Origin of the sequence: Brevibacterium linens ATCC 9172, from assembly GCF_900169165.1 — a bacterium.
Lineage (GTDB): Bacteria > Actinomycetota > Actinomycetes > Actinomycetales > Brevibacteriaceae > Brevibacterium > Brevibacterium linens.
Map to the genome: position 1 here is coordinate 82,672 of NZ_FXYY01000005.1, position 22,456 is coordinate 105,127.

The following is a 22,456-nucleotide window of genomic DNA, read 5'->3' on the forward strand; positions in this document are numbered from 1 at the left end:
CAGCAATCCTCTGACGTCCACACGGTGATCCGGCTCGATAGACTGATCGAACTATGGACATCGGGAGAGAGATAACGCCAGCAGAGACTGCTCTGACACCGCAGCAGATCGAGGGTATCCGTCAGCTGCGGCTGGATTTCTCGAGGATGCTCATGCACCATCGCTTCGTCGTCGATGAGGTGCTCACGAAGCTGTCGATCCTCCGCGAGGAATCGGTCTTTGCCCACAGCTACAACCCGATCGAGCACATCTCATCGCGGGTGAAGTCACCGCGCAGCCTGCTGGAGAAGGTGCATCGTCGGGGTCTGCCGCTCGACACGGAAGTCATCCGCGAGAAGATCACGGACATCGCCGGCATCCGGATCACCTGCAGCTTCATCGCCGACACCTATCATGTGCTCGAGCTGCTCACCGCTCAGGACGACATCCGGGTCGTGGAGATCAAGGACTACATCGCCCGCCCGAAGTCCAACGGCTAACGCAGCCTGCACGCGATCCTCGAAGTGCCCGTATTCCTCCGCGGCGGACCGGTTCCAGTCATCTGCGAAGTGCAGATCCGGACGATCGCGATGGATTTCTGGGCCAGCCTCGAGCACAAGATCCACTACAAGTTCGACGGCGACGTCCCCGATCGCCTCATCGACGAACTCACCGAGGCGGCCGACGCCTCCGATCAGCTCGACCGGAGGAGGATGGAGCAGCTCCACTCCGAGGTTCGTGAGGGCGCTCCCGACATCGATTCCGGGGAGGAATTCGACGAGGAGGCCCTGCGGGTCCTTTGGGACCTCGGCCGGCGGGAGGGCTGAGCTCTCAGTCCCTCTTGGGCCGGTAGGTGCGGCCGAAGCTGAGCGGATTCGCCTCGTCGATCGCGGCGAGCTCCCAATCGAGGCGTCGCCCACCGGGGACATCGAAGATCCGTGTTCCGTCACCGAGGAAGACCGGGGCGACGTAGACCTGGAGTTCGTCGATGAGGTCGACCTCGAGTGCCTGCCGGGCGATATCAGCGCTGATGATCTGGATGTCGCGGTCACCGGCGATCCGCTGGGCCCGTTCGACCGCCTCGGTGATGGTGCAGTTCAGCGCCGTCACCGAGGCGTCTGCGGCCAATTCCTCGGGACGATGGGTGAGGATGATTTCCGTCCCCGACCATGCCCCTCCGTAGGGTTCGGCTGTCATCTCATCGCGGATGTCGGCCTGCGCCTTGGCCGCGTCATAGCCGCGCCGACCGGAGATGATGACGGCGACCTTCGATGCCATGTCTTCCGTGGTGCCTTCGGCGGGCTCCGCGGTTTCGCCCAGCCACGACATGTCATGGCCAGGCCCGGCGATGAACCCGTCGATCGAACACGTGAAACCCCATGCCACTTTTCCCATTACTCCCCCTCGAGCTGGCGTAATCGGCTCTAGTGATTGCAGATTGCAATTAGTCAACCACTGTTGAGCGCCTCAATCAATGCTTGACGCAATCAAGCAGCCCCGCAGTCAGTGGAATGCTCTCCGGAATTTCATCGTTATGCCTGATGAGGGCCACGTCAGCTGGACCCCGAATATTTTCGAGAAAGCAGGTCGTCATCATGGCAGATTTCACGAACAAGGTCGCACTCGTCACCGGCGGAGGCTCCGGACTCGGAGAGGCGATCTCCAAGGACCTCGCTTCCAAGGGCGCGAAGGTGGTCATCACCGACATCAATGTCGACGCCGCGCAACGCGTCGCCGATGAGATCGCCGAAGCCGGAGGGACCGCCTCGGCGATCCAGCAGGACACGTCCTCGAAGGAGGATTCGGAGAAGGTCGTTCAGTTCGCCGTTGACACCTACGGTGGACTCAACTTCGCTGTGAATAACGCAGGCATCGGCGGCAAGCAGGTGCCAGTCGGCGAGACCGACCTCGACTCCTGGGACAAGGTCATCGACGTCAACCTCAACGGCGTGCTCTACGGAATGCGTTTCCAGATCCCGGCCATGCTCGAGTCCGGTGCGAAGGACTCCGCCATCGTCAATATGGCTTCGGTTCACGGAACCGTCGCCGCGATCAACAACGGCGCTTACACCGCAGCCAAGCACGGCGTCGTCGGCATCACGAAGAACGCCGCCGCCGAATACGGCGCTGAAGGTCTGCGCATCAACGCCGTCGGCCCCGGTTACATCACGACTCCCCTGCTCGAATCGAGCCTCGATGCCGAGGTGATCGAAGGCCTCAAGGCCAAGCACCCCCTTGGCCGCCTCGGCACCCCGGAAGAGATCGCAAAGGTCGTGCCCGGCCGGCACTCCGACTTCTGCCTCCTGACCTCGCTCGATGACGACGAACTGGCCCATCATGCCCTCGTCTTCGTGCGGCAGCATGTGGCAGTGATACATGTACGGCAGGTTCAGATGCGGATGATCCCAGAGAGTCTCGGTCGCGCTGCGCTGACCGGCGGCTATTCCCATCGAACGTCCTCAGAGCACCCAGTGCACACTCTGTTTGCAGGCGTAGCGTGGCAGGCACAGCCCAAAAGGTTTGGACCGTGGACGACAACACAAGGTGATCGACCATGAGCACGACACAGACCTATCAGCATTCGAAGACCCTGCCGGTGGTTCTCGGCAAGAGGACGGCGCTGTTCCTGTTCATCGGCGTCCTCGGATTCCTCCTCATCAAGATCGTCGGCCCGATCCTGCAGTCCGGCCCCGAGTATGTCGTCGAGGCCATCGTCTCCGGGATTCCGCTACTCATCGCCGCCGGCAGCGCTATCGCCGCGCTGACGTTGGCGGTCGTGCACAGAGTGCGGCGCAAGGCTGCGTGAACACTGCCCCACATGGGTTCACTCCGGGTGCGCGACGATGTTGAACACGTTGCCGTCGGGTGCGCGGACGAAGAAGCGCCGCACTCCCCATTCTTCGTGGGTGAGCGGGTGGATGATCTCGATGCCCTGCTCCTGGGCGTCGGCGAAGGCAGCGTCGACGTCCTCGACGAGCACCGAGGCCACGGGATTCGTCTGCCCGGTCTCATCGCCGGTGAGCACCTGCACGCTGGCACCGGTATCCGGGGAGGTGAAGCGTTCGACCCAGCCGAGGTTGAATTCCTCACTGCTCAGCCCGAGGAAACCCGAATAGAACTCCCGCACGGCGTCGATGTCGTCGACCGCGATGTCCGGGATGATCCTGTTGACCTTCATGGCATCACCACTGATCGTGGTCGAAGATCTGGCAGAACACGCTCGTCATCTGATCGCTGAAGAGGACGAACTGGACCTCGTCGATCGATTCCCACCGCCCGCGGGACCGGCCGTCGACGATGACTGAGTGCGCCGCCTCCGCGACGTCTCTGGGTGACCAGCCGTAGACTCCGCCGCCGATGGCGGGGAAGGCTATCGAAGTCGCACCGAGCTCCCCGGCGAGGTTGAGACTCGATTCGAAACAGGACTCGAGGATCTCCGGGTCCGCCTCGCCCGCGTTCCGGTTCGGTCCGACCGTGTGGATGACCCAGCGGGCAGGCAGATCTCCCGCCGCGGTTGCCACGGCCTGGCCCGGCGGCAGACCGCGCACATGGGTCGACTGCCTGACCTCGCGGCAGGCTTCGAGCAGCGCGGGACCGGCCGCGCGGTGGATGGCTCCGTCGACCCCGCCGCCACCGAGCAGGGACGAATTCGCGGCGTTGACGATCGCGTCGACGGCCACCTCGGTGATATCGCCTTCGAGAACCGTGATCTTCATGTCTTGAGTCTAGACATCGGCACTGACATTGCCCACCGGACGCGGCCGCCCCTTCAGTTGCTGCTGCGACGGATTACTTCGGCGAACGAATCCAGGACTCCGAGCACGTCGGGCTGACGCCAGATACGATTTCGGCGTCGACCCGTCGACTCGCGGAGAATGTCTCGCTGCCGGAGCGTCTCAAGCGCCCGCAAAGCGGTCATATCGTTCGTCGACAGCGCTTCGGTGACGAATCTCAGATTGACAACGGGCTGGGAGATGAGCAGGCGAAGCAGTCTCCACGCGGACGAATCGCTCCTCACTCCCTCGAGCTTAGCCTCCAGGCCGCCCATCGTTGCAGCAAGATCGTCCATGAGCTTCCTCCCGGCGAGGCCGGCAAACCGGGCGGCCCCCGCGAATCGTGCGATGATCGGTCCCGCGTCACCTGAGCGGAATGCGTCGAGGGCGGCGAAATATGTCTCGACATCGCTGAGCAGACCCGCCGACAGAGGGACCACTGAATCCGTCACCAGCCCTTTGTCCTTGAGAATGGCATGAATGAGGGCTCTGCCCGTACGCCCGTTCCCGTCGGTGAAGGGGTGGATGGTTTCGAACTGAGCATGGGCAACGGCAGCCTGGATGAGAACCGGAAGATCTTCCCGTCCGATGAAGGTCATCAGGTCGGAGATCGCCTCGGGGATTCGCTGGTGCCGCGGCGGCACGAAATCTGCGAGTCGAGGGCCCCCGGTGCCGGGGCCGATCCAGACCTGCTGCCGACGGAATCTCCCGGCCTCCTCCGTCATCGACCGCGACTCGGAGAACAGCAGCCGATGCATTTCCAACAGCGTCTCCGTCGACACTGGGGCCCTGCCTCCGATGGCCGCCTGCATTGCCAGCACATTCCCCAGCACAGCGGCGGCATTGGCTTTCGTCGACTCATCGATGGCAGCCATGGCCAGCTGCAACGCTGATGTCGTCAACTGCTCGATCTGCGAACTGGATGCGCTCTCGCTCCGCAGCAGAATGGACGGCATCGGACCACTGACGCCCATGCCGAGCGCACCGGACGCATAGCCGTCCATGCGAGCAAGCTCTCTGGTGGCATCCTCGACGTCGGCCAGCAGCGGCGCAGGGACGTCCATCGACCACTCGGCCATGGCGGGTGTCACCGCGGCGCGATAGTCCCCGCTCTGGCGCTCGACCTCACGCCGACTGAACAGGTCCGGATTGGACGGCGACCATGTCAGCACTTCGTGCTCGAGCACGGGAAAATCCACACGAGCATCAGTCATATCAATGTCTCCTTACTAACACTTAAGTACATAAATGTTAGTTATCCCGCCTCCACTATACACTTCGCCGCCCGTCCCAGCGTCACCTGAGGTCAGCGCGAAGGAGGGCTCATGTGCAGACTGCTCGGGTTCATCTCCCCCACCCCGACTACGGCCGGGGATCTCATCGGGACCGATGAGTGCAGGCGATGGCAATCGATGGGGACCGTCCACGATGACGGATGGGGCACGGCATGGATCGACACCCGCGCCGAGGCGGTCGCGCGGTTCCGCACGCCCACGGAAGGAGCGGATGACCCCCGGTTGGCCCGGGCATTGGACACGGATGTCAGCGAAGGTCGGATCTGCCACCTGCGAATGGCGACGACGGGGCTGGCCGACCTCGAGGAGAACACGCACCCGTTCCTCGCCGACGGTGTGGCGATGGCGCACAACGGTTCTGTGCACCCGATCGAACAACTGCACAATTCGTCAGCGTCGCCGAGACGGACGAGGTGGGCGGAACGACGGATTCGGCGATCATCTTCGCCCTCGTTCTCCGGCGGTTGCGGCAGGGTGAGTCGCTGCTCGGATCCGTGGTCGGGACAGTGCGGATGCTGCGGGCCGGTTTCGATCACCCGGGCACGAATCTGCTTTTCCTCACTCTCACAGAGATGATCGTCGTCCACGCCACCGCGGGTACGCAGGTGCCGTATCTGCAGGGCCCACTGCCGACGGATCATCACGATCACTACTACCGAATGAGCTGGCGGCGTTTTCCCGACAACGCAATGATCGTGTCCTCCTCGGGGCTCGACCACAAGGGGTGGAGCCTCATCGAGCAGAACACGATCATGCGGCTGACCGTCGCCGATGGGGCGGAGACGATCGTCAGACTGTAGGCGTTCGGCCGGGTTGGGGCCGTCAGGCCGGTCAGGCTTTCTGGACGGTGATGGTCCAGCTGGCGACGGTGACGCGGTCGAAGTGGGTGACCGGGTAGCCGTTTTCTGCGGCCCACTGCGGGATCGCCTCGGTGGCCTAAGTGCAGTCGAAGTTGATGACGAGTTCGTCACCGGCCTCGAGACCGGTCATCGCATCCTTGGCTTCGACGAGGGGGAAGGGGCAGACCTGGCCGTCGGTTTCGAGTACTTGCTTCATACTGTCCTGCTTTCCGCCGCGGGCGCTGCGGCCTGCGACTTCTTCGGTTTGATGGAGACCTTGGCGGCGATTCCGGAGCCGACGATCATGAAGACCATAGACACCCAGCCCTGGTATTCGAACTGCGCGGTCGAGACCATCGCGTTGCCGGCGATGCAGCCGCCGGCGATGGCCGCACCGACGCCCATGCCGATGCCGCCGATGATCGACTTGATGATCGTGCCCTTGTCCGGCACGCGCACCCGGAACTCACCGGAGGCCTTGGCGGCGATGAAGGAACCGACGAGGATGCCGATGACGAGCATGACGCCCCAGTCGATGAGCTGCGTGTCACCCGTGGTGAGGTATCCGGCGAGGTTCGCCGAGGGGGTGGTGATACCCAGACCGGAGTTGCGGCCCGTGGCGGCCGACAGCGGCCAGGCGATCGTGGCGATGATGCCGATGACCACGGCCGTGGCGAAGGGGTTCCAGCGCTTCTCGGTGAGCAGGTGCGCCAGACCGGTTTTGCGAGGCGGCAGGGTGGCCATCGGGGCCTTGAGTTTCCGCTTGTGGTGGACGGTCAGCCAAATCGCCACGGCGGAGATGACGGCGACGAAGACCCAGGGGCTGTTGCCGGTGCTCGCCTGCAGACTGCCGTTGTCCAGGGTGATCCCCCGGATTCCTTCGGTGAAGCCGGCGAGCGGACCGAGCTTCATGACCGCAGAGAAGAGCGCGTAGAAGATGAGGGCGAACCAGCTGCCGACGAGGCCTTCACCGGCTCGATAGTAGGTGCCGGTCGCGCAGCCTCCGGCGTAGACCATGGCCCAGCCGAAGATCAGTCCGCCGACGATCGAGGCCAGCCACGGGAAGGGTTCCGCCTCGAGAGTGATGACGCCGAAGCTGTTGAGCAGAAATAGGCCGATCGAGTGGACCGCGACAAGAACGATGAGAGCGGAGAACCAGCGGGTGTTCCCCGTCAGGGTGAGATCGCGAAACGCCCGGTGACGCAGAATCGACCTCGCTGGAAGACGAACCCGAGGATCAGGCCGACAACAAGCCCAGTAATGATCATGGCACTGCTTTCTCTGGATGACAGATATGCAAGACGAGCAACAGCCCTCCATTTTGCTCAACAATCATCGTCGAGTCAGCGTCGCACCGTCATATGCCGCAATGCAGCGGGCCAACGGCGCACGATGTGACGCACGTCTCCCCCAAAGTATCTTGACGTCAAGATACTTTGGGGAGATGATTAGGTTAACCTAACCTACAGAGGAGAGGTCATCATGACAGACAGTCAGCCAAGGCAATCACTCACGGAAGTGCAGTCACTCGCCCAGTTCGTCGACAGAGCCTCGCTGGAGATGCTCAGCGACACGGCACTCGAACAGCTCAAGATCCGCGTGCTCGACACGATCGGCGTCGCCATCGGCGCCCTCGACGCGCAGCCGCTCAAGGAGATCAGGTCACTGATCCAGGACCTCGACGCCGGGCACGGGGCCACCCTCATCGGCGGCGGTCACGCCAGCCCCGAACATGCGGCCTTCTTCAACTCCGCACTGAGCAGGTACCTCGACTTCATGGATGCCTATCTCGCGAAGGGCGAGACGAACCACCCCTCGGACAACATGGGTGCGGTGCTCGCCGCGGCCGAACACGCCGACGCCTCCGGAGCGGACTTCCTCACGGCTTTCGCCGTCGCCTATCAGATCCACGCTCGGCTCTCGGACGTCGCCCCGGTCCGCGACCTCGGCTTCGACCACACGACGCAGGGCGCCTTCGCCGCCGGAGCCGCCGCAGCCAAGGCCCTCGGACTGAATGCCGAGCAGATCGCCAACGCCGCGGCCATGGCCGGCACCGCCAACGTCGCCCTGCGGGTGACGCGGACGGGAGACCTCAGCCATTGGAAGGGACTGGCCTATCCGCACGTGTCGAAGGAGGGGGTCTTCGATGCCCTGCTGGCCGCCCGCGGCATCACCGGCCCGGCCGAGGTCTTCGAAGGCAACAAGGGCTTCAAGGCCCTGGCGGGCGATTTCGAGATCGATTGGTCGGCCGAGGACCTCGAGAAGGTCACCGACACGATCATCAAGAAGCACAATGCCGAGATCCACTCGCAGTCGGCCCTCGACGCCGCACAGGCTATCCGCCGGCAGGAGGGATTCCGCGCCGAGGCCATCTCGGGTGTCGAGCTGACCACCTTCGATGTCGCCTATTCGATCATCGGCGGCGGCGAGGAGGGCGACAAACGCACCATCCGCACCAAGGAGGAGGCCGATCACTCGCTGCCGTGGATGGTCGCGGTCGTCCTCCTCGACGGCGAGCTCAATCCGGAGCAGTACGACCCCGACCGGATCACCGCCGAGGATGTGCAGGATCTCATGCACAAGGTGACGATCACGCCCTCCGACGAGTTCAGTGACCGCTTCCCTGATCACATGTGCGCCGACCTCGTCGTCACCCTCGACGACGGCACGCAGCTGCACGCGAGCACCGAGGACTACGAGGGGTTCACGACGAACCCGCTCGACTGGGAGGGAGCGCGCCGGAAGTTCGACGCTCTGGTCTCCCCCTTCGCCGAGGCGGAGCAGCGTGACGAGATCGCCGAACTCGTCCATGATCTCGAGAACCACCGGATCCGTGAGCTCACGGAGGTCCTCGCACGCATCCCCCAGACTCGCAGCTGAGGCTGCGTCACCCCGCCGGAGGATCCGGCAGCCGCCGGCAGAAAGCCGGCACCCCGTCGGCACCTGCGCCGACATTCGAAGAAAGGAAAGACCATGTCGAACGCAATTGATTTCGATGTGTCCATGAACTTCGTTCCCCGCGCATACCGCCCGGCCAAGCCACGCACCGTCGGCATGACCGAGATCCGCGCACCGTACTACTCGACCTACGGCACCCGTCACCTCCAGGATGTCTTCGACGTCGCCGGCCAGTGGGTCGACGGCATCAAGTGGGCGGGAGGATCCTTCTCGCTCGTCCCGCCCGAGCAGGTCAGGGCGTTCAGCGACATCGCACACGAGAACGGGGCCTATGTGTCCTCCGGCGGCTGGATCGAGACGGTCCTGCGCTATGGGGACGAGGCGGTCGATCAGTATCTCAAGGAGGCCAAGGAGGTCGGATTCGACGTCATCGAGATCTCGACCGGCTTCATCATGCTCCCGACCTCCGGTCTGGAGCGCCTCGTCGAGAAGGTCGTCAGGGCCGGGCTCAAGGCCAAGCCCGAACTGGGCATCCAGATCGGTTCGGGCGGAGACTCCGGTGAGGCCGAACTCGCCGCCGAGTCCGCGAAGGACATCGGCGACCTCGTCGATCGCGGACAGCGGGCGCTCGACGCCGGAGCTTCGATCATCATGATCGAGTCCGAGGGCATCACGGAGAACGTCGATGAGTGGAATACGGCGGCCGCCGCCTCCATCATCAACGGTCTCGGCCTGGAGAGCGTCATGTTCGAGGCCGCCGACGGACCCGTCTTCGAGTGGTACGTCAAGAACTACGGCAACGAATGCAACCTGTTCGTCGACCACTCGCAGATCCTCCAGCTCGAGGGCCTGCGCCAGAACATCTGGGGCAACAAGTCCACCTGGGGACGGGTGATCAACCCGGCTCCGTGAGCTGAGGCCGAGGCGGCTCGGTCAGACTGACCGGCCTTGCGAAAACGAAGGCACCGGCGGTTCCCGTCGGTGCCTTCGCCATACCCTCCGGTCTCTCATTCATTGAGAACGTCGTCGCCTCACGTCCGTGACTGGGAGCACACTGTTGAGAAGAGACAGGCAAGGAGGCCACAGTGGCACAACTTCAGACAGACGTCGCGATCGTCGGAGCCGGACCAGCGGGACTCATGCTCGCGCACCTGCTGCACAATGCAGGCATCGAGTCCGTCGTCATCGACAATCGCAGCCGCGACGACATCGCCCACACCCACCGCGCCGGCATCCTCGAAGCAGGATCGGTGCGCATGCTCGAGGCCGCCGGCGTCGAATCCCGCGTCCACACGGACGGGCACCGCCACGACGGCATCAACATCCGCGTCGACGGAACCTCCCACCTCTTCGACTTCCCAGAACTCGTCGGCGAATCCGTCTGGCTCTACCCCCAGAACGAGATCTTCGTCGACCTCTCCGCCGCCCGTGAACGGACCGGCCGCCCCACCTATTATTCGGTCACGGACACCCGCCTCGGCGATGTCGAATCCGATCGCCCCTGGGTGACGGCCACCACCGCCGACGGCGAGGACCTGCGCATCGACGCCCGGTACGTCGTCGGCTCCGACGGCTCCCGCGGACCCTGCCGGGCGATGATCCCCGAGAACACCCGGCAGCGCTTCTTCCACGAGTACCCGTTCGCCTGGTTCGGCATCCTCTGCGAGGCCCCGCCCAGCCACGAGGTGCTCATCTACTCCCGCTCCGAACGCGGATTCGCGCTCATCTCCCAGCGCAGCGACACCGTCCAGCGCATGTATTTCCAGACCTCCCCCGGCACAGACGTCGCCGATTGGTCAGACGACCGGATCTGGACCGAACTCCAATCCCGTGTCGCAGGCCCCGACGGCTTCGAGCTCAAGACCGGCCCGATCACCGACAAGACGGTGCTGCCGTTCCGCTCGGCTGTGACCGAACCGATGCAGCACGGCTCGCTGTTCCTCGCCGGCGACAGCGCCCACACCGTACCACCGACCGGAGCGAAGGGCCTCAACCTCGCCTTCGCCGACGTCGCCGTGCTCGCACCGGCCCTCATTTCGGCGCTCAAGGATTCCGACGCCGAGGCGCTGGCCGGCTATTCGCAGACCGCGACCAAACGCGTCTGGAAGGCCCAGAACTTCTCGTACCAGATGACACGGATGCTCCACACCGACCCGACTCAGGATGCCTTCGAAACGAAGCGCAGCCTCGGCGAGCTCCGGTCCATCCTCGAATCAGACCACGGTCGCCGCTACCTGGCCGAGTGCTATACCGGCTGGCTTCACGGCTGAGCCGCCACGACCCCACCACGACCTCAACGCAAGCAGAAAGGTTCGACGATGAGTGCACAGCAGAACTCGGACGCCGAAGATCAGACCGTGAAAGGTCCCGACGACGCCGCCGAATCTCAGGCGACGCTGTCCGCCGAGATCGACGGCATCGAAGCGCAGTACAAGCAGGACGTTGCGGGCGGCAGGAAGCCCGAGACTCAGCCGCGCCTGGACTACCGGCCCTACCGGTCGTCGATCCTGCGTCATCCGACGAAGGACCCCCGCCACACCGACCCGGAGACCATCGAGCTCTTCTCCCCCGCTTTCGGGCACCGGGACATCGGCACGCTCGAATCGGATCTCACCATCCAGGCCGACGGCGAACCCATCGGCGAGCGCATCCGCGTCACCGGTCGGGTCCTCGACGGCGAAGGCCGCCCTGTACGCAATCAGCTCGTCGAGATCTGGCAGGCGAACTCGGCCGGCCGCTATATCCACAAGCGCGACCAGCACCCGGCTCCGATCGACCCGAACTTCACCGGCGTCGGACGCACCCTGACCGGCGACGACGGCTCCTATTCGTTCACGACGATCAAACCGGGCCCCTACCCGTGGAAGAACCACCACAATGCCTGGCGACCGGCCCATATCCACTTCTCGCTCTTCGGATCCGAGTTCACACAGCGGATGATCACCCAGATGTACTTCCCCGGGGATCCGCTCTTCGCTCTCGACCCGATCTACCAGTCGATCACCGATCAAAAGGCGCGCGACCGCCTCGTGGCGACCTATGACCACAACATCACCGAGCACGAATTCCTCATGGGCTTTAACTGGGACATCGTGCTCACCGGCGCCAACCGGACCTGGATGGAAGAAGAGGACGATGACTGACACTCCCACGACCCCTGATCTGACTCCGACCCCGGGCCAGACCGTCGGTCCGTTCTACGGCTATGCGCTGCCGTTCGATCACGACAATGAGCTCGTTCCGCCCGGTTCGGCTCGCGCCGTGCAGCTGACAGGAACCGTCTATGACGGGGCCGGTGACCCGGTCCCCGATGCCATCCTCGAGATCTGGCAGCCCGATGAGCACGGCGTCGTCCCCCGCGAGACAGGCTCGCTTCGCCGCAACGGCTTCACCTTCACCGGCTTCGGCCGCGCCGCCGTCGACCCCGAAGGCGAGTTCAGCTTCTCCACGGTCGATCCCGGCCCCACCGAGGCGGGGAAGGCCCCCTTCATCAGCGTCGTCATCTTCGCCCGCGGACTGCTCAACCGCCTGTTCACCCGCATCTACCTGCCCGAGGACACCGCGGCCCTGGCCGCCGACCCGCTCCTGTCCTCCCTCGACGACGACGAGCGCTCCCGCCTCATCGCCACTCGAGGGGCTGACGGATCGCTGCACTTCGACATACGGTTGCAGGGTGAGGAGGAAACCCCCTTCCTCCGTTTCCCCAGCCACGAGGACTGACGCGACATGACCGACACCGCCCACACCCGGTTCCTCTTCGCCCCCGGCGATCTGCGCGGATCCGAAGCCATCGACGACGCCGCGTTCATCACCGCGATCGGCCAAGTCGAGACCGCATGGATCGTCGCGCAGGGACGGGTGGGGCTGGTGTCGTCGGAGATCCGCGCCGAGGTGGCCGCCGCCATCGATGCCACGATCCGCACGCTCACGGACGATCACACCCAATTGCAGACCCTCGGCGAGGATGCCGAATCCGGAGGCAACCCGCTCATCCCGTTCCTCGCTCTCGTCCGCTCCCGGCTCTCTTCTGAAGCCTCACGCTGCCTGCACCGGGGACTGACCAGCCAAGACGTCATCGATACGGCGATCGGTCTGCTCGTCTCCCGCGTCGTTCGACAGATGCAGGCCAGGCTCGAAGTCATCGGCGCCTCCCTCGTCGAACTCTCCGACGCTCACGCGAAGACCCCGTGCCTGGCCCGCACTCTCACGCAGCCGGCGCTGCCGACGACCTTCGGACTCAAGGCCGCAGCCTGGGCCGCCGAGGTCAATGAAGTCCAGGGGCAGGCGCCCTACGTCGACTATGTGCAGGTCGGCGGGGCCGCCGGCACCCGTGCCGCGATCCGCTGGTTCGCCGGCGACTCCACCGAATCCCTGCTGCGCGAATTCCACGTCCAGATGGTCGGCCCCGATGCGGCACTCACCCAGATCCCCGTTCCCTGGCACACCGATCGCGTCCGCATTCTCTCCTGGGGCTCCCACCTCGCCCAATGCGTCACCGTCGGGGCGTCCATCGCCCGCGACGTCCTCATCGGCGTGCGTCCCGAGATCGGTGAGCTGTCCCTGGCCTCCACCGGCGGATCCTCGACGATGCCACACAAGTCGAACCCCACCTCGGCGGTGCTGCTCCACCGCAACGGAATGCGCGTCCCAGGTTCCCTGTCGACTCTGACCACGGCCGCAGCCGAAGCCGTCGAAGAACGCTCCGACGGTGCCTGGCATGCCGAATGGCCGGCCCTGTCCGAACTCATGACCCTGGCGATCTCCTCGCTCATCATTCTCGATGAGATGATCGCGGGCCTGCAGGTCAACGCCGATGCCATGCGCGTCAACCTCGATGCCGCGTCCCCCGGGATCTTCGGGGAGAAGCTCGGCATCGTCTTCGGCGATCGCCTGGACAAGGACGCCCGCGCGGCCATCATCGCCCCCGGCTCCGACCCCGTCGCCGCCCTGGCCGCTGCGATCGGGGAGGAAGACGGAATCGAGGAGTTCTTCACCCCCGAGTCCTATCTCGGTGAGGCCGAGGACATCCGCCGCACCATCCTGGCGACCATCGACAGCTCCGGACCGCAGGAGATCGACCTGTCGTCCTTCGACTGAGACCCGTTATTTCGACTTGTGAACCGACCGAAGAAAGTGACATCCATGGACCTCACCGCATCCGTTCTTTCCGCACCCGCTTCCCCTGTCGCCGATGCCCGAGTGCTCGTCGTCCTGCCCTCGTTGGGCACCTCCGTGGCAGCCCTATGGCAGCAGGCCGCCACCGAACTGACCGCGCTCAGTCCGGAGACGGCGGTCATCGGCATCGACCTGCCCGGCCATGGTCGATCGGCTCCGATCGGTGTCCCCGCGGGGACGTCAGCGGCCCCGCGGATCACGATGTCCGACCTCGCCGAGGCGGTCCTTGACACCCTCGACCGGGTCCTTCCCGATGTGGCCGCCCCCGGCGCCCCCGTCGACCTCGCCGGTGATTCGATCGGCGGGGCCACGGCCCTGCAGCTGGCGCTCGACCACGGAGACCGCTTCGGCCGCATCGCCGTGTTCTGCACGGGCGCGAAGATCGGTGAAGCGACGGCCTGGGAGGAACGCGCACAGACCGTGGCGGCCTCGGGCACCCCGACCCAGATCATCGGTTCGGCACAGCGCTGGTTCGGCGAAGGCTTCATGGACCGCGAACCGGAGGCCTCGGCTGCACTCCTGCACTCACTGCAGGACGCCGACCGCTTCTCCTATGCCTCTCTCTGCTATGCGTTGGCCGACTTCGATGTCCGCGCGCGCCTGTCCGAGATCACCCGTCCCCTGCTCGCCGTCGCGGGGTCTCAGGACCAGCCGACTCCGGCGACGAAACTCGCCGAGATCGCAAATGGAGTTCCCGGCGCGCTCCTCGAAGTCATCGACGGCGCCGCCCACCTCGTGCCGGCCGAGGCTCCGGTCGTGACTGCGGGACTGCTCGCTGATTTCCTGCAGGGAAAGGGACTCGGCGCCGGTGCCGGCGGGGTGGCGTCCACCGAGGCCGCAACCGAGCTGCCGACCGCCTCGGGGCCGCGGGAAGCCAGCCGTGACCAGGTGCGCGAGGCCGGAACGACCGTGCGTCGGCAGGTTCTCTCCGACGCCCATGTCGACCGCGCGAATGCGAAGGTCGATGACTTCACGGCCGACTTCCAGGACCTCATCACCCGCTACGCCTGGGGAGAGATCTGGACCCGACCGGGACTCGAACGTCGCATGCGCTCGGCGATCACGCTCACGGCGATGATCGCCGGAGGCCACGAAGCGGAGCTGGCGATGCACGTCAAGGCTGCGCTGCGCAACGGGCTCACCCGCGATGAGATCAAGGAGGTCCTCCTCCAGTCGGCCATCTACTGCTCCGTGCCGAGCGCGAACACCGCTTTCTCCGTCGCCTCGCAGGCTCTGGCCGAATACGACGCCGAGGAAGCGGACGCCGACTGAGGCTGTTCGAATCGTCACATTGGGCGCCTCGGGGGTTACGAGGAATCGCTGGGGGCAATAGGCTGGTGCGGTTGCCTCGCCGATCCCGCTTTTCCCCTTGAAGGAGCCCTATGAGTGATGCCCCGGTCTCCCGCGGAGTCTACAAGTTCGCCGTCTTCGCCTTGGCGATCGGCGCCTTCGCCATCGGGGTGACAGAATTCGCGACCATGGGCCTACTGCCGATGATCGCCGAAGAACTGGGCATCACGGTCCCCCAGGCCGGACATGCGGTGTCGTTCTATGCGATCGGCGTCGTCGTCGGTGCACCCCTGATCACGACCATCGCCGCACACATGGATCGCAAGCTGCTGCTCCTGTGCATGATGGGCCTCTTCGCTCTGGGCAACCTCGCCTCGATGCTCGCCCCGACCGCGACGCTGTTCAATATCGCCCGCTTCGTCTCCGGACTGCCGCACGGAGCCTACCTGGGCATCGGAGCCGTCGTCGCCGCCTCCCTCGTCCCGGCCAACCGACGCGGCCGAGCCATGTCACGCGTGATGCTCGGCCTGACGATCGCGAACATCTTCGGCGTGCCCTTCGCCGCAGCCCTCGGCAATATGTTCGGATGGCGAAGCGCCTACGCCCTCGTCGCCGCGCTCGGAGTGCTCACCGTCATCATGGTCGCCATCGCCGTTCCGCGAGTGAGCGTCGGTGCCGGTGAGGTGCCTTCGGCCCGCGGCGAGATCAAGGCTCTCGGCCGGGTCCAGATCATCCTCACCCTCGTTGCCGGTTCCGTGGGCTTCGGCGGAATGTTCGCCGTCTACACCTACATCACCCCGACGATGACCGACGTCGCCGGCGTCCCCAGCGTCGCGATCCCGTGGGTGCTCGCCGTCTACGGCCTCGGTATGACCGCCGGATCCCTCATCGCCGGACCTCTCGTCGACAAGTCCATCGAGCGCTCGGCCACCGGCGGCATGATCCTCTCGGCCCTCGTGCTCGCCGCCTTCGGCGCCTTCACCCATATCGCGGCCATTGCGATCATCGCGCTCTTCCTCATCGGCATCTCCGGCTCGATGATCACCACGGCCCTGCAGATGCGTCTGTTCCGCGAATCCCACGACGCCCCGAGCCTGTCCGCGGCCATGAACCATGCCGCCTTCAACCTCGCCAATGCGCTCGGCGCGTGGCTCGGCGGAATCGTCATCACCGCCGGCCTCGGCTATCGTGCACCGGCGTGGGTGGGTGTGGGCCTGTGCGTGTCCGGACTCATCGTCATCTCCGTTGCGATCTTCCTTCGCCGAGGCGGCTCCCCCGACCCGAGCACCCGCACCTCCGTCGAGACCTGAGGCCCAGGCCGCGCCGAGAAACGGGCTGCGTGTCGAGAAACGCGTGTGCACGCCCGTGTCTCGACACCGCGCCCGTGTCTCGATGACAGTGCCGATACGATGAACGCATGGATCACTTCGCGCAGAGTCGCTCTCATGCCCTGACCCGCCGTCCGCAGTCAGCCGTTGTGCTGGCACTGGCGGCCTTCGCCGTCTTCGCTCTTCTGCTGCTGAGCGGATGCGGATCGTCTGATTCCGAGGGTGATTCCAGCGGCTCCGCAGCCGAATCCGACTCCTCGGCGGCAGCGGGCACCTGCTCCTACCCCGCCGATTCGCAGCCGGGCGCGAAGGAAGTCGACGCTCCGGAAGAGAAGCCGCAGGCAAAAGGCAGCGTCGACGCCACCGTTTCGACGAGCGTCGGGGACCTCGCAGTGACTCTCGATGCCGACCGCACACCGTGCACCGTCAACAGCTTCCTGTCGCTGGCCGCGCAGAAGTACTTCGACGACACCGACTGCCACCGACTGACCACCGAAGGCATCTTCGTCCTCCAGTGCGGCGACCCCACGGGCACCGGCTCGGGCGGTCCCGGATACTCGTTCCCCGATGAGCTCGACGGTTCCGAGACCTACCCGGCAGGCACTCTGGCCATGGCGAACTCCGGCCCCGATACGAACGGCTCCCAGTTCTTCGTCGTCTACGATGACAGCTCGCTGCCGCCCGACTACACGGTGTTCGGACAGCTGGACGAGAAGAGCACGAAGACCGTCGCCGACATCGCGGCCAAGGGCACGGACTCCGGCGCCGGCGACGGCGCACCCAAGGAGACAGTGACGATCACCGAGGTCACGGCTCAGAATTGAGCGCCGGGCGGACTCAGCGCCCGGTGGCCCGGCGGTCCGGTCCGAGTTGTCCAGAACACTTCGACCACCTAGTAATCCCAATTAGTGAGACTCGGAAATCGCGTTTCGTGAGACGGGCGTAGTGTCTATTCGTCGCCGTCGACGCTGTGCCCGACACAGCGCCGACGGCCTTTTCCATTGGCACGGACCACCCGCCCGTGCCTGCACTCACGAAACAGCGGAGCACCACCATGTCCACCGAAACACAGCCGGAGAATCCCTCCTCGGCAGCCGGAGTCGACGACGCAATCGCAGCGACTCGGAAGAACAACACCCGCGGCAAGGTCCTGACCGCCTCGATGGTCGGCACCACGATCGAGTTCTTCGATTTCTACGCCTACGCCACGGCCTCCTCGCTGGTCTTCCCGGCCCTCTTCTTCCCCAATCAGACATCGACGACTCAGCTGCTGAGCTCGTTCGCGATCTTCGGCGTCGCCTTCGTCGCCCGCCCCCTCGGCTCGATCATCTTCGGTCACTTCGGTGACCGCATCGGCCGGAAGAAGACGCTCATCGCCTCCCTGCTCATCATGGGCATCGGCACCTTCCTCATCGGCCTGCTGCCGACCGCCAGCACCCCGGGCTGGGTCGTCCTCGCGCCGCTGTTCCTCGTCCTCCTGCGCTTCTGCCAGGGCGTCGGCCTCGGCGGCGAATGGTCGGGCGCGGCCCTGCTGGCCACCGAGAATGCCCCGAAGGGCAAGCGTGCCATCTGGGGCACGTTCCCTCAGCTCGGCGCCCCCGTCGGCTTCATCATCGCGAACCTGCTCTTCGTCGCCCTCGGCACCTGGACCTCCCCCGAGGCGTTCCTCGCCTGGGGCTGGCGCATCCCGTTCCTGCTCTCGGCGCTGCTCGTGGCCGTCGGCCTCTACGTGCGCATGTCGCTCATGGAGACCCCGGCGTTCCAGCTCGTCGCGCAGAAGCAGCAGATCTCGAAGGCCCCACTCGGACGGGTCTTCGCCACGAGCTGGAAGCCGCTCATCCTCGGCACCTTCATCATGCTCGCGACCTACGTGCTCTTCTACTTCATGACCGCGTTCACCCTCACCTACGGCACCTCACCGGCCACCCCTGAACAGGCGCAGTCCCTCGCCGAGGCGGCAGGGAATTCCTTCGATCCCGCAGGCTTCGTCGCGGGGCTGGGGTACACGAAGAACGAGTTCCTCACCTACCTCATCATCGGAGTGGTGTTCTTCGGAATCTTCACCGTCGTCTCCGGACCACTGGCCGAGAAGCTGGGTCGGCGGAAGATGCTGCTGGGCGTGACCGTGCTCATCGCCGCCTACGGACTCGTCGTCAATGCCCTGTTCAATGCCGGCACCCCGGGAGTCATCATCGGCCTCATCGTCGGCTTCATCCTCATGGGGCTGACCTTCGGCCCGATGGCCGCGTACCTGCCGGAGCTCTTCCCCGCCAACGTCCGCTACACCGGATCGGCGATCTCCTACAACATGTCCAGCGTCATCGGAGCCGGTCCCGCACCGTTCGCCATGGTCGCACTGTGGCAGGCCGAAGGAGGGTCGATCGTCTACTGCGGCCTCTACATCATCGCCGCAGCGATCCTCACGATCATCGCCCTGTGGCTGGCCAAGGACACCTCGGAGATCGACATGGAGGACCAGCTCAGCTGAGGCTGCCGAGCTCGACCAATGCCCCGAGGGCCCGACCGACGTTGTCGTCGGTCGGGCCCTTTCGCGTCCGCGGTCGGCGGCTCAGGCCGGTCGCCCGCATACACGGCAACACTACGATTTCATCACAACCACCTCGGCGATCATCGACGCGACATGAGTATGACCCAGTTCACGGTAGGATTTCTCGCAGACACTGCTCAGACTGCAACGTCAGAGCGGACCGCGTACGTGACTCACCAGTCACCGATCTCCTGGAGGAACCATGAAACGACGCTCGAGCCTGGCCATTGCGGCCGTCGGCGCCCTGCTCACCTTGTCCGCCTGCGGCGGCGGAGGCGATTCCGAGGCGAAGAGCGACAGCGGCGTGCCGCTCGTCGAGGACGGGAAGCTCACTGTCTGCTCGGACATCCCCTACGAGCCGTTCGAGTTCGTCGACGGCGGAGAGAACGTCGGCTTCGACATGGACTTGGCGCAGGCCACCGCCGAAGACCTCAAGGTCGAGCTCAACGTCATCACCACAGCCTTCGAAGCCATCCAGTCCGGTTCCGCCCTCGATACCGCACAGTGCGATATTGCACTGTCAGGTATGTCGATCACCGACGATCGCAAGACGAAGATGGACTTCTCGGAGCCCTACCTCAAGGACAACCTCGGCCTGATGGTCACGAAGAAATCCGGAATCAAGGGAATCGACGACGTCAAGGGGCAGAAGGTCGGCGTGCAGCAGGCGACGACCGGTGAGACCTATGCCAAGGACCACGGTGCGACTCCAGTGCAATTCGAGGACTCGGGCCTCATGACGCAGGCGATCCAGACCGGCCAGGTGGATTCAGTGATTGGCAACATTTCGATCATTTCGACGGCTGTCGAGTCCGATGACAAGCTCGAGTTCGTCGAGGAGTACGACACGGGTGAGGTGCTCGGCGCCGGCGTGAAGAAGGGCAACAAGGAGTTGCTCGATGCCTTCGCATCGACTATGAAGCGCCTGTACGAAGACGGCGGCTACGACAAGTCGGTCGACAAGTGGTTCGGCGACGTTGCCGATGCCGCCCGCATCCCCGAAGCCGACCGCAGCTGATACGCGACTCCATCAGCAGATACTGATTGCATTTGCCCGCTTCCGGAGCCCCAGTGAGGGCTCCGGAACCGGGCCATAACTCTGGAGGCATCTTGGCTCTCAGCGTGCGTCAACGCCAACGTACGTCGCAAGGAATTCAATACGGAATTCTCATCGTCGCCGTTCTCGTCGCCGTGATCTTCGCGGACTGGAAGACGATCTACCTCAAATTCTTCAACCCTGATGTGATCGCCGCTCAGTTCCCTGAGATCATCACCACCGCACTCTTCAACACGATCATCTACACGGCGCTCGGCTTCGTCCTGGCGTTGTCCCTGGGCATCCTGCTGGCACTGATGAAGATCTCCTCGGTCGCCCCGTATCGATGGATTGCCACTGGTTATATTGAACTGTTCCGCGGGTTGCCGGCACTTATAGTCTTCCTCGCTTTCGGCTACGCGGTCCCTTATGCCTTCGGCATTCGGATGGACACGTATGTCACGGTCATGCTGGCCCTCGGCATCGTCGAGTCTGCCTATATCGCAGAGACCCTGCGCGCTGGCCTTCAGGCCGTGCCCAAGGGCCAGTTTGAGGCGGCACGATCATTGGGCATGTCCCATTCGCGCGCAATGATCACCATCGTCATCCCACAGGCGTTCCGTATCATCCTTCCGCCTCTGACCAACGAGATCATCCTCATGACCAAGGATTCGTCCTTGATCTACATCCTCGGCCTCACCGCCGCGCAGTATGAGCTCACGAAGTTCGGCCGCGAAGCGATTTCCAATCCGGAAGCCGGACTCACCCCACTGGTCGTCGCCGGCGTCTGCTACCTGATCATCACCATCCCTCTGGGCATGCTCGCCCGTCGGTTCGAATCCCGCACAGCCAAGATCAAGAAGTAGGTAGACATGTCGATCACATCAAGTCCTGTCGGCGAGATCCATGCCGAAGGCTGCACGATCACAGACCTCCACAAGTCCTATGGCTCGGTCGAGGTCCTCAAGGGAATCAACCTGAAGGTGGAACCAGGGCAAGTCGTCTGTCTGATCGGACCGTCCGGGTCCGGCAAGTCGACCCTGCTGCGCTGCGTCAATCTGCTCGAACAGCCGAACTCGGGCACGATCACCGTCGCAGGATACAAAGCCACGGACCCGGATGTCGAGGTCAACAGACTGCGCCGCCACGTCGGAATGGTCTTCCAGTCGTTCAATCTCTTCCCTCACCTCACGGTCGTGGACAACTGCACGATCTCACAACGGCGCGTGCTCAAACGCGACACCGCGGCAGCGCAGAAGATCGCCCTCGACCGCCTCGACCAAGTAGGGCTGGCGTCGTTCGCCGACCGTTACCCTGATCAGCTCTCCGGCGGTCAGCAGCAGCGTGTGGCGATTGCGAGGGCACTTTCGATGGACCCGAGCCTCATGCTCTTCGACGAGCCGACATCGGCACTCGACCCGGAGACCGTCGGAGACGTTCTGCAGGTCATGCGCAAGCTCGCCGAGGCGGGGATGACGATGGTCGTCGTCACCCACGAGATGGAGTTCGCCCGGCAGGTCGCTGACCGTGTAGTCTTCATGGACGGCGGAGTCGTCGTCGAGGAGGGCCCTGCCAAAGACGTCATCGGCAATCCACAGGAGCAGCGGACGAAGGACTTCCTCTTCCGCGTCCTCCATCCCGGCCAGCCAAGCTAAGACGCTGGGACCACGCATCACAAGATACCGAGTCACGAAATCTGCAGAACCTCACCGAGGTGATGAACTAGACATACTCCCGCATCAACTTGGCACGTTAAATACACTCACTGCCAACGGCGCCTGAAGGCGGGCAGAGCTTCTCACGCGATCGGGAACTGCATATTAAAGGGGCCCGCGCCGGAGCGCTATGGCAGTCTTCGGTTGCCCCGAGTTCATTAGCTCACCCTTCCGGCAAAATTGCCCGGGCGACGCGTCACCCGTTCCCAACACAAAGGAATGCGATGAACTGACGTGGCGCATGCAACTTCGGAAACGATAACTGTTCAGTTCACCATAGAATCAAGCTAGAGAATGGCATCCAACAAGATCGACTTCACAGCCTCGCTCCAGACAGGAATACACATTGCTACATCCAGCAACCGAACAAGCTATCTACATAGTGAGATAGGTAAGTATATAACGCTTCACCTGCGCCGATTTCCCCTAACCGCTGGGATGGTTCACCCGCATCATGCAACTCGAATCAGCGACCGTCAGAGCATGTTCTCGGGCAGTGAAATTGGCACCGGAAGAACCGCTTGAAATTGACCGCACCCCCCTTGCATCGGCGACTGCTATCGGTTAGAGTTCCTAAACA

General features: G+C 64.2%; 20 protein-coding genes and 5 pseudogenes. 18 read left to right on the forward strand and 7 right to left on the reverse strand.

Annotation, left to right across the window (positions count from 1 at the left end):
- Nucleotides 1-53: 53 nt before the first annotated feature.
- Nucleotides 54-806, forward strand: a pseudogene (locus BLIN9172_RS06105) (GTP pyrophosphokinase).
- Nucleotides 807-810: 4 nt separating this feature from the next.
- Here the strand turns inward: BLIN9172_RS06105 and BLIN9172_RS06110 are convergent.
- Nucleotides 811-1,374, reverse strand: coding sequence for a dihydrofolate reductase family protein (locus BLIN9172_RS06110; RefSeq protein WP_101554259.1), 564 nt, complete (start codon nt 1,372-1,374; stop codon nt 811-813).
- A 200-nt stretch (nt 1,375-1,574) separates the two neighbouring features.
- Here BLIN9172_RS06110 and BLIN9172_RS18815 point away from each other — a divergent pair.
- Nucleotides 1,575-2,195, forward strand: a pseudogene (locus BLIN9172_RS18815) (SDR family NAD(P)-dependent oxidoreductase); the annotation flags it as partial.
- 129 nt (nt 2,196-2,324) lie between these two features.
- Here the strand turns inward: BLIN9172_RS18815 and BLIN9172_RS18820 are convergent.
- A pseudogene (locus tag BLIN9172_RS18820) lies at nt 2,325-2,429 on the reverse strand (hypothetical protein); the annotation flags it as partial.
- A gap of 104 nt (nt 2,430-2,533) precedes the next feature.
- On the opposite strand from BLIN9172_RS18820, the gene BLIN9172_RS06125 reads away from it, so the two are divergent.
- Nucleotides 2,534-2,785 (forward strand): hypothetical protein, encoded by a 252-nt coding sequence (locus BLIN9172_RS06125; protein WP_101554260.1) that lies wholly within the window; start codon nt 2,534-2,536, stop codon nt 2,783-2,785.
- Between the two features lie 18 nt (nt 2,786-2,803).
- Here BLIN9172_RS06125 and BLIN9172_RS06130 read toward each other — a convergent pair whose 3' ends face one another.
- From BLIN9172_RS06130 to BLIN9172_RS06140, 3 genes are read right to left on the reverse strand one after another with little or no spacing between them, the layout of a single operon-like run.
- On the reverse strand, nt 2,804-3,157 hold the full coding sequence (locus tag BLIN9172_RS06130; RefSeq protein ID WP_101554261.1) for a VOC family protein: 354 nt from the start codon (nt 3,155-3,157) through the stop codon (nt 2,804-2,806).
- Nucleotides 3,158-3,161: 4 nt separating this feature from the next.
- A complete protein-coding gene (locus BLIN9172_RS06135; RefSeq protein ID WP_101554262.1) occupies nt 3,162-3,695 on the reverse strand; it encodes an O-acetyl-ADP-ribose deacetylase in 534 nt (177 codons plus the stop codon).
- Between the two features lie 53 nt (nt 3,696-3,748).
- Complete coding sequence (locus BLIN9172_RS06140) at nt 3,749-4,966, reverse strand: Fic family protein (RefSeq protein WP_101554263.1); 1,218 nt, start codon at nt 4,964-4,966, stop codon at nt 3,749-3,751.
- A gap of 111 nt (nt 4,967-5,077) precedes the next feature.
- Here BLIN9172_RS06140 and BLIN9172_RS18825 point away from each other — a divergent pair.
- Nucleotides 5,078-5,419 (forward strand): annotated as a pseudogene (locus BLIN9172_RS18825) (class II glutamine amidotransferase); the annotation flags it as partial.
- A gap of 41 nt (nt 5,420-5,460) precedes the next feature.
- Nucleotides 5,461-5,847, forward strand: coding sequence for a class II glutamine amidotransferase (locus BLIN9172_RS18445; RefSeq protein ID WP_240812020.1), 387 nt, complete (start codon nt 5,461-5,463; stop codon nt 5,845-5,847).
- A 31-nt stretch (nt 5,848-5,878) separates the two neighbouring features.
- Here BLIN9172_RS18445 and BLIN9172_RS06155 read toward each other — a convergent pair.
- Nucleotides 5,879-6,103, reverse strand: a pseudogene (locus tag BLIN9172_RS06155) (sulfurtransferase TusA family protein).
- Complete coding sequence (locus tag BLIN9172_RS06160) at nt 6,100-7,206, reverse strand: YeeE/YedE family protein (protein ID WP_308297940.1); 1,107 nt, start codon at nt 7,204-7,206, stop codon at nt 6,100-6,102. The pseudogene BLIN9172_RS06155 and the gene BLIN9172_RS06160 overlap by 4 nt, the downstream one beginning before the upstream one ends.
- A gap of 162 nt (nt 7,207-7,368) precedes the next feature.
- Here BLIN9172_RS06160 and BLIN9172_RS06165 point away from each other — a divergent pair, with 162 nt between their 5' ends.
- The 13 genes from BLIN9172_RS06165 to BLIN9172_RS06225 all read left to right on the forward strand — a co-directional run bounded on the left by BLIN9172_RS06165 (nt 7,369) and on the right by BLIN9172_RS06225 (nt 21,816).
- Entirely contained in the window at nt 7,369-8,766 is a 1,398-nt protein-coding gene (locus BLIN9172_RS06165) for an MmgE/PrpD family protein (protein ID WP_101554266.1), read from the forward strand.
- A gap of 93 nt (nt 8,767-8,859) precedes the next feature.
- Nucleotides 8,860-9,696: a phosphosulfolactate synthase gene (locus tag BLIN9172_RS06170; RefSeq protein ID WP_101554267.1), complete on the forward strand. Its 837-nt coding sequence runs from the start codon at nt 8,860-8,862 to the stop codon at nt 9,694-9,696.
- A gap of 173 nt (nt 9,697-9,869) precedes the next feature.
- Complete coding sequence (locus BLIN9172_RS06175; RefSeq protein ID WP_101554268.1) at nt 9,870-11,054, forward strand: 4-hydroxybenzoate 3-monooxygenase; 1,185 nt, start codon at nt 9,870-9,872, stop codon at nt 11,052-11,054.
- Between the two features lie 48 nt (nt 11,055-11,102).
- Nucleotides 11,103-11,927 carry a protocatechuate 3,4-dioxygenase subunit beta gene (gene pcaH, locus BLIN9172_RS06180; protein WP_101554269.1) on the forward strand — a complete coding sequence of 275 codons (825 nt, stop codon included), beginning with the start codon at nt 11,103-11,105 and terminating at the stop codon, nt 11,925-11,927.
- Entirely contained in the window at nt 11,920-12,504 is a 585-nt protein-coding gene (gene pcaG / locus BLIN9172_RS06185; RefSeq protein WP_101554270.1) for a protocatechuate 3,4-dioxygenase subunit alpha, read from the forward strand. The genes pcaH and pcaG overlap by 8 nt, the downstream gene beginning before the upstream one ends.
- A gap of 6 nt (nt 12,505-12,510) precedes the next feature.
- Nucleotides 12,511-13,881: a lyase family protein gene (locus BLIN9172_RS06190; RefSeq protein ID WP_101554271.1), complete on the forward strand. Its 1,371-nt coding sequence runs from the start codon at nt 12,511-12,513 to the stop codon at nt 13,879-13,881.
- 45 nt (nt 13,882-13,926) lie between these two features.
- Nucleotides 13,927-15,231 (forward strand): bifunctional 3-oxoadipate enol-lactonase/4-carboxymuconolactone decarboxylase PcaDC, encoded by a 1,305-nt coding sequence (pcaDC, locus tag BLIN9172_RS18960; protein ID WP_101554272.1) that lies wholly within the window; start codon nt 13,927-13,929, stop codon nt 15,229-15,231.
- A gap of 110 nt (nt 15,232-15,341) precedes the next feature.
- Nucleotides 15,342-16,559, forward strand: coding sequence for an MFS transporter (locus BLIN9172_RS06200; protein ID WP_101554273.1), 1,218 nt, complete (start codon nt 15,342-15,344; stop codon nt 16,557-16,559).
- Nucleotides 16,560-16,666: 107 nt separating this feature from the next.
- On the forward strand, nt 16,667-17,401 hold the full coding sequence (locus tag BLIN9172_RS06205) for a peptidylprolyl isomerase (RefSeq protein ID WP_101554274.1): 735 nt from the start codon (nt 16,667-16,669) through the stop codon (nt 17,399-17,401).
- A gap of 230 nt (nt 17,402-17,631) precedes the next feature.
- A complete protein-coding gene (locus BLIN9172_RS06210) occupies nt 17,632-19,065 on the forward strand; it encodes an MFS transporter (protein ID WP_101554275.1) in 1,434 nt (477 codons plus the stop codon).
- 262 nt (nt 19,066-19,327) lie between these two features.
- Nucleotides 19,328-20,143: an ABC transporter substrate-binding protein gene (locus tag BLIN9172_RS06215; RefSeq protein WP_101554276.1), complete on the forward strand. Its 816-nt coding sequence runs from the start codon at nt 19,328-19,330 to the stop codon at nt 20,141-20,143.
- Nucleotides 20,144-20,235: 92 nt separating this feature from the next.
- On the forward strand, nt 20,236-21,027 hold the full coding sequence (locus BLIN9172_RS06220; RefSeq protein ID WP_009881616.1) for an amino acid ABC transporter permease: 792 nt from the start codon (nt 20,236-20,238) through the stop codon (nt 21,025-21,027).
- 6 nt (nt 21,028-21,033) lie between these two features.
- A complete protein-coding gene (locus tag BLIN9172_RS06225) occupies nt 21,034-21,816 on the forward strand; it encodes an amino acid ABC transporter ATP-binding protein (protein ID WP_101554277.1) in 783 nt (260 codons plus the stop codon).
- Nucleotides 21,817-22,456 lie beyond the last annotated feature (640 nt).

What these genes read in the sequence shown, in the direction of transcription:
- BLIN9172_RS06210 (WP_101554275.1), top strand. Translation starts at nt 17,632, where the DNA reads ATGTCCACCGAAACACAGCCGGAGAATCCCTCCTCGGCAGCCGGAGTC.
- BLIN9172_RS06170 (WP_101554267.1), top strand. Translation starts at nt 8,860, where the DNA reads ATGTCGAACGCAATTGATTTCGATGTGTCCATGAACTTCGTTCCCCGC.
- pcaH (WP_101554269.1), top strand. Translation starts at nt 11,103, where the DNA reads ATGAGTGCACAGCAGAACTCGGACGCCGAAGATCAGACCGTGAAAGGT.
- BLIN9172_RS06215 (WP_101554276.1), top strand. Translation starts at nt 19,328, where the DNA reads ATGAAACGACGCTCGAGCCTGGCCATTGCGGCCGTCGGCGCCCTGCTC.
- BLIN9172_RS06205 (WP_101554274.1), top strand. Translation starts at nt 16,667, where the DNA reads ATGGATCACTTCGCGCAGAGTCGCTCTCATGCCCTGACCCGCCGTCCG.
- pcaG (WP_101554270.1), top strand. Translation starts at nt 11,920, where the DNA reads ATGACTGACACTCCCACGACCCCTGATCTGACTCCGACCCCGGGCCAG.
- BLIN9172_RS06125 (WP_101554260.1), top strand. Translation starts at nt 2,534, where the DNA reads ATGAGCACGACACAGACCTATCAGCATTCGAAGACCCTGCCGGTGGTT.
- BLIN9172_RS06225 (WP_101554277.1), top strand. Translation starts at nt 21,034, where the DNA reads ATGTCGATCACATCAAGTCCTGTCGGCGAGATCCATGCCGAAGGCTGC.
- BLIN9172_RS06130 (WP_101554261.1), bottom strand. Translation starts at nt 3,157, where the DNA reads ATGAAGGTCAACAGGATCATCCCGGACATCGCGGTCGACGACATCGAC.
- BLIN9172_RS06165 (WP_101554266.1), top strand. Translation starts at nt 7,369, where the DNA reads ATGACAGACAGTCAGCCAAGGCAATCACTCACGGAAGTGCAGTCACTC.
- BLIN9172_RS06140 (WP_101554263.1), bottom strand. Translation starts at nt 4,966, where the DNA reads ATGACTGATGCTCGTGTGGATTTTCCCGTGCTCGAGCACGAAGTGCTG.
- BLIN9172_RS06190 (WP_101554271.1), top strand. Translation starts at nt 12,511, where the DNA reads ATGACCGACACCGCCCACACCCGGTTCCTCTTCGCCCCCGGCGATCTG.
- BLIN9172_RS06135 (WP_101554262.1), bottom strand. Translation starts at nt 3,695, where the DNA reads ATGAAGATCACGGTTCTCGAAGGCGATATCACCGAGGTGGCCGTCGAC.
- pcaDC (WP_101554272.1), top strand. Translation starts at nt 13,927, where the DNA reads ATGGACCTCACCGCATCCGTTCTTTCCGCACCCGCTTCCCCTGTCGCC.
- BLIN9172_RS06200 (WP_101554273.1), top strand. Translation starts at nt 15,342, where the DNA reads ATGAGTGATGCCCCGGTCTCCCGCGGAGTCTACAAGTTCGCCGTCTTC.
- BLIN9172_RS06160 (WP_308297940.1), bottom strand. Translation starts at nt 7,206, where the DNA reads ATGGAGGGCTGTTGCTCGTCTTGCATATCTGTCATCCAGAGAAAGCAG.
- BLIN9172_RS06110 (WP_101554259.1), bottom strand. Translation starts at nt 1,374, where the DNA reads ATGGGAAAAGTGGCATGGGGTTTCACGTGTTCGATCGACGGGTTCATC.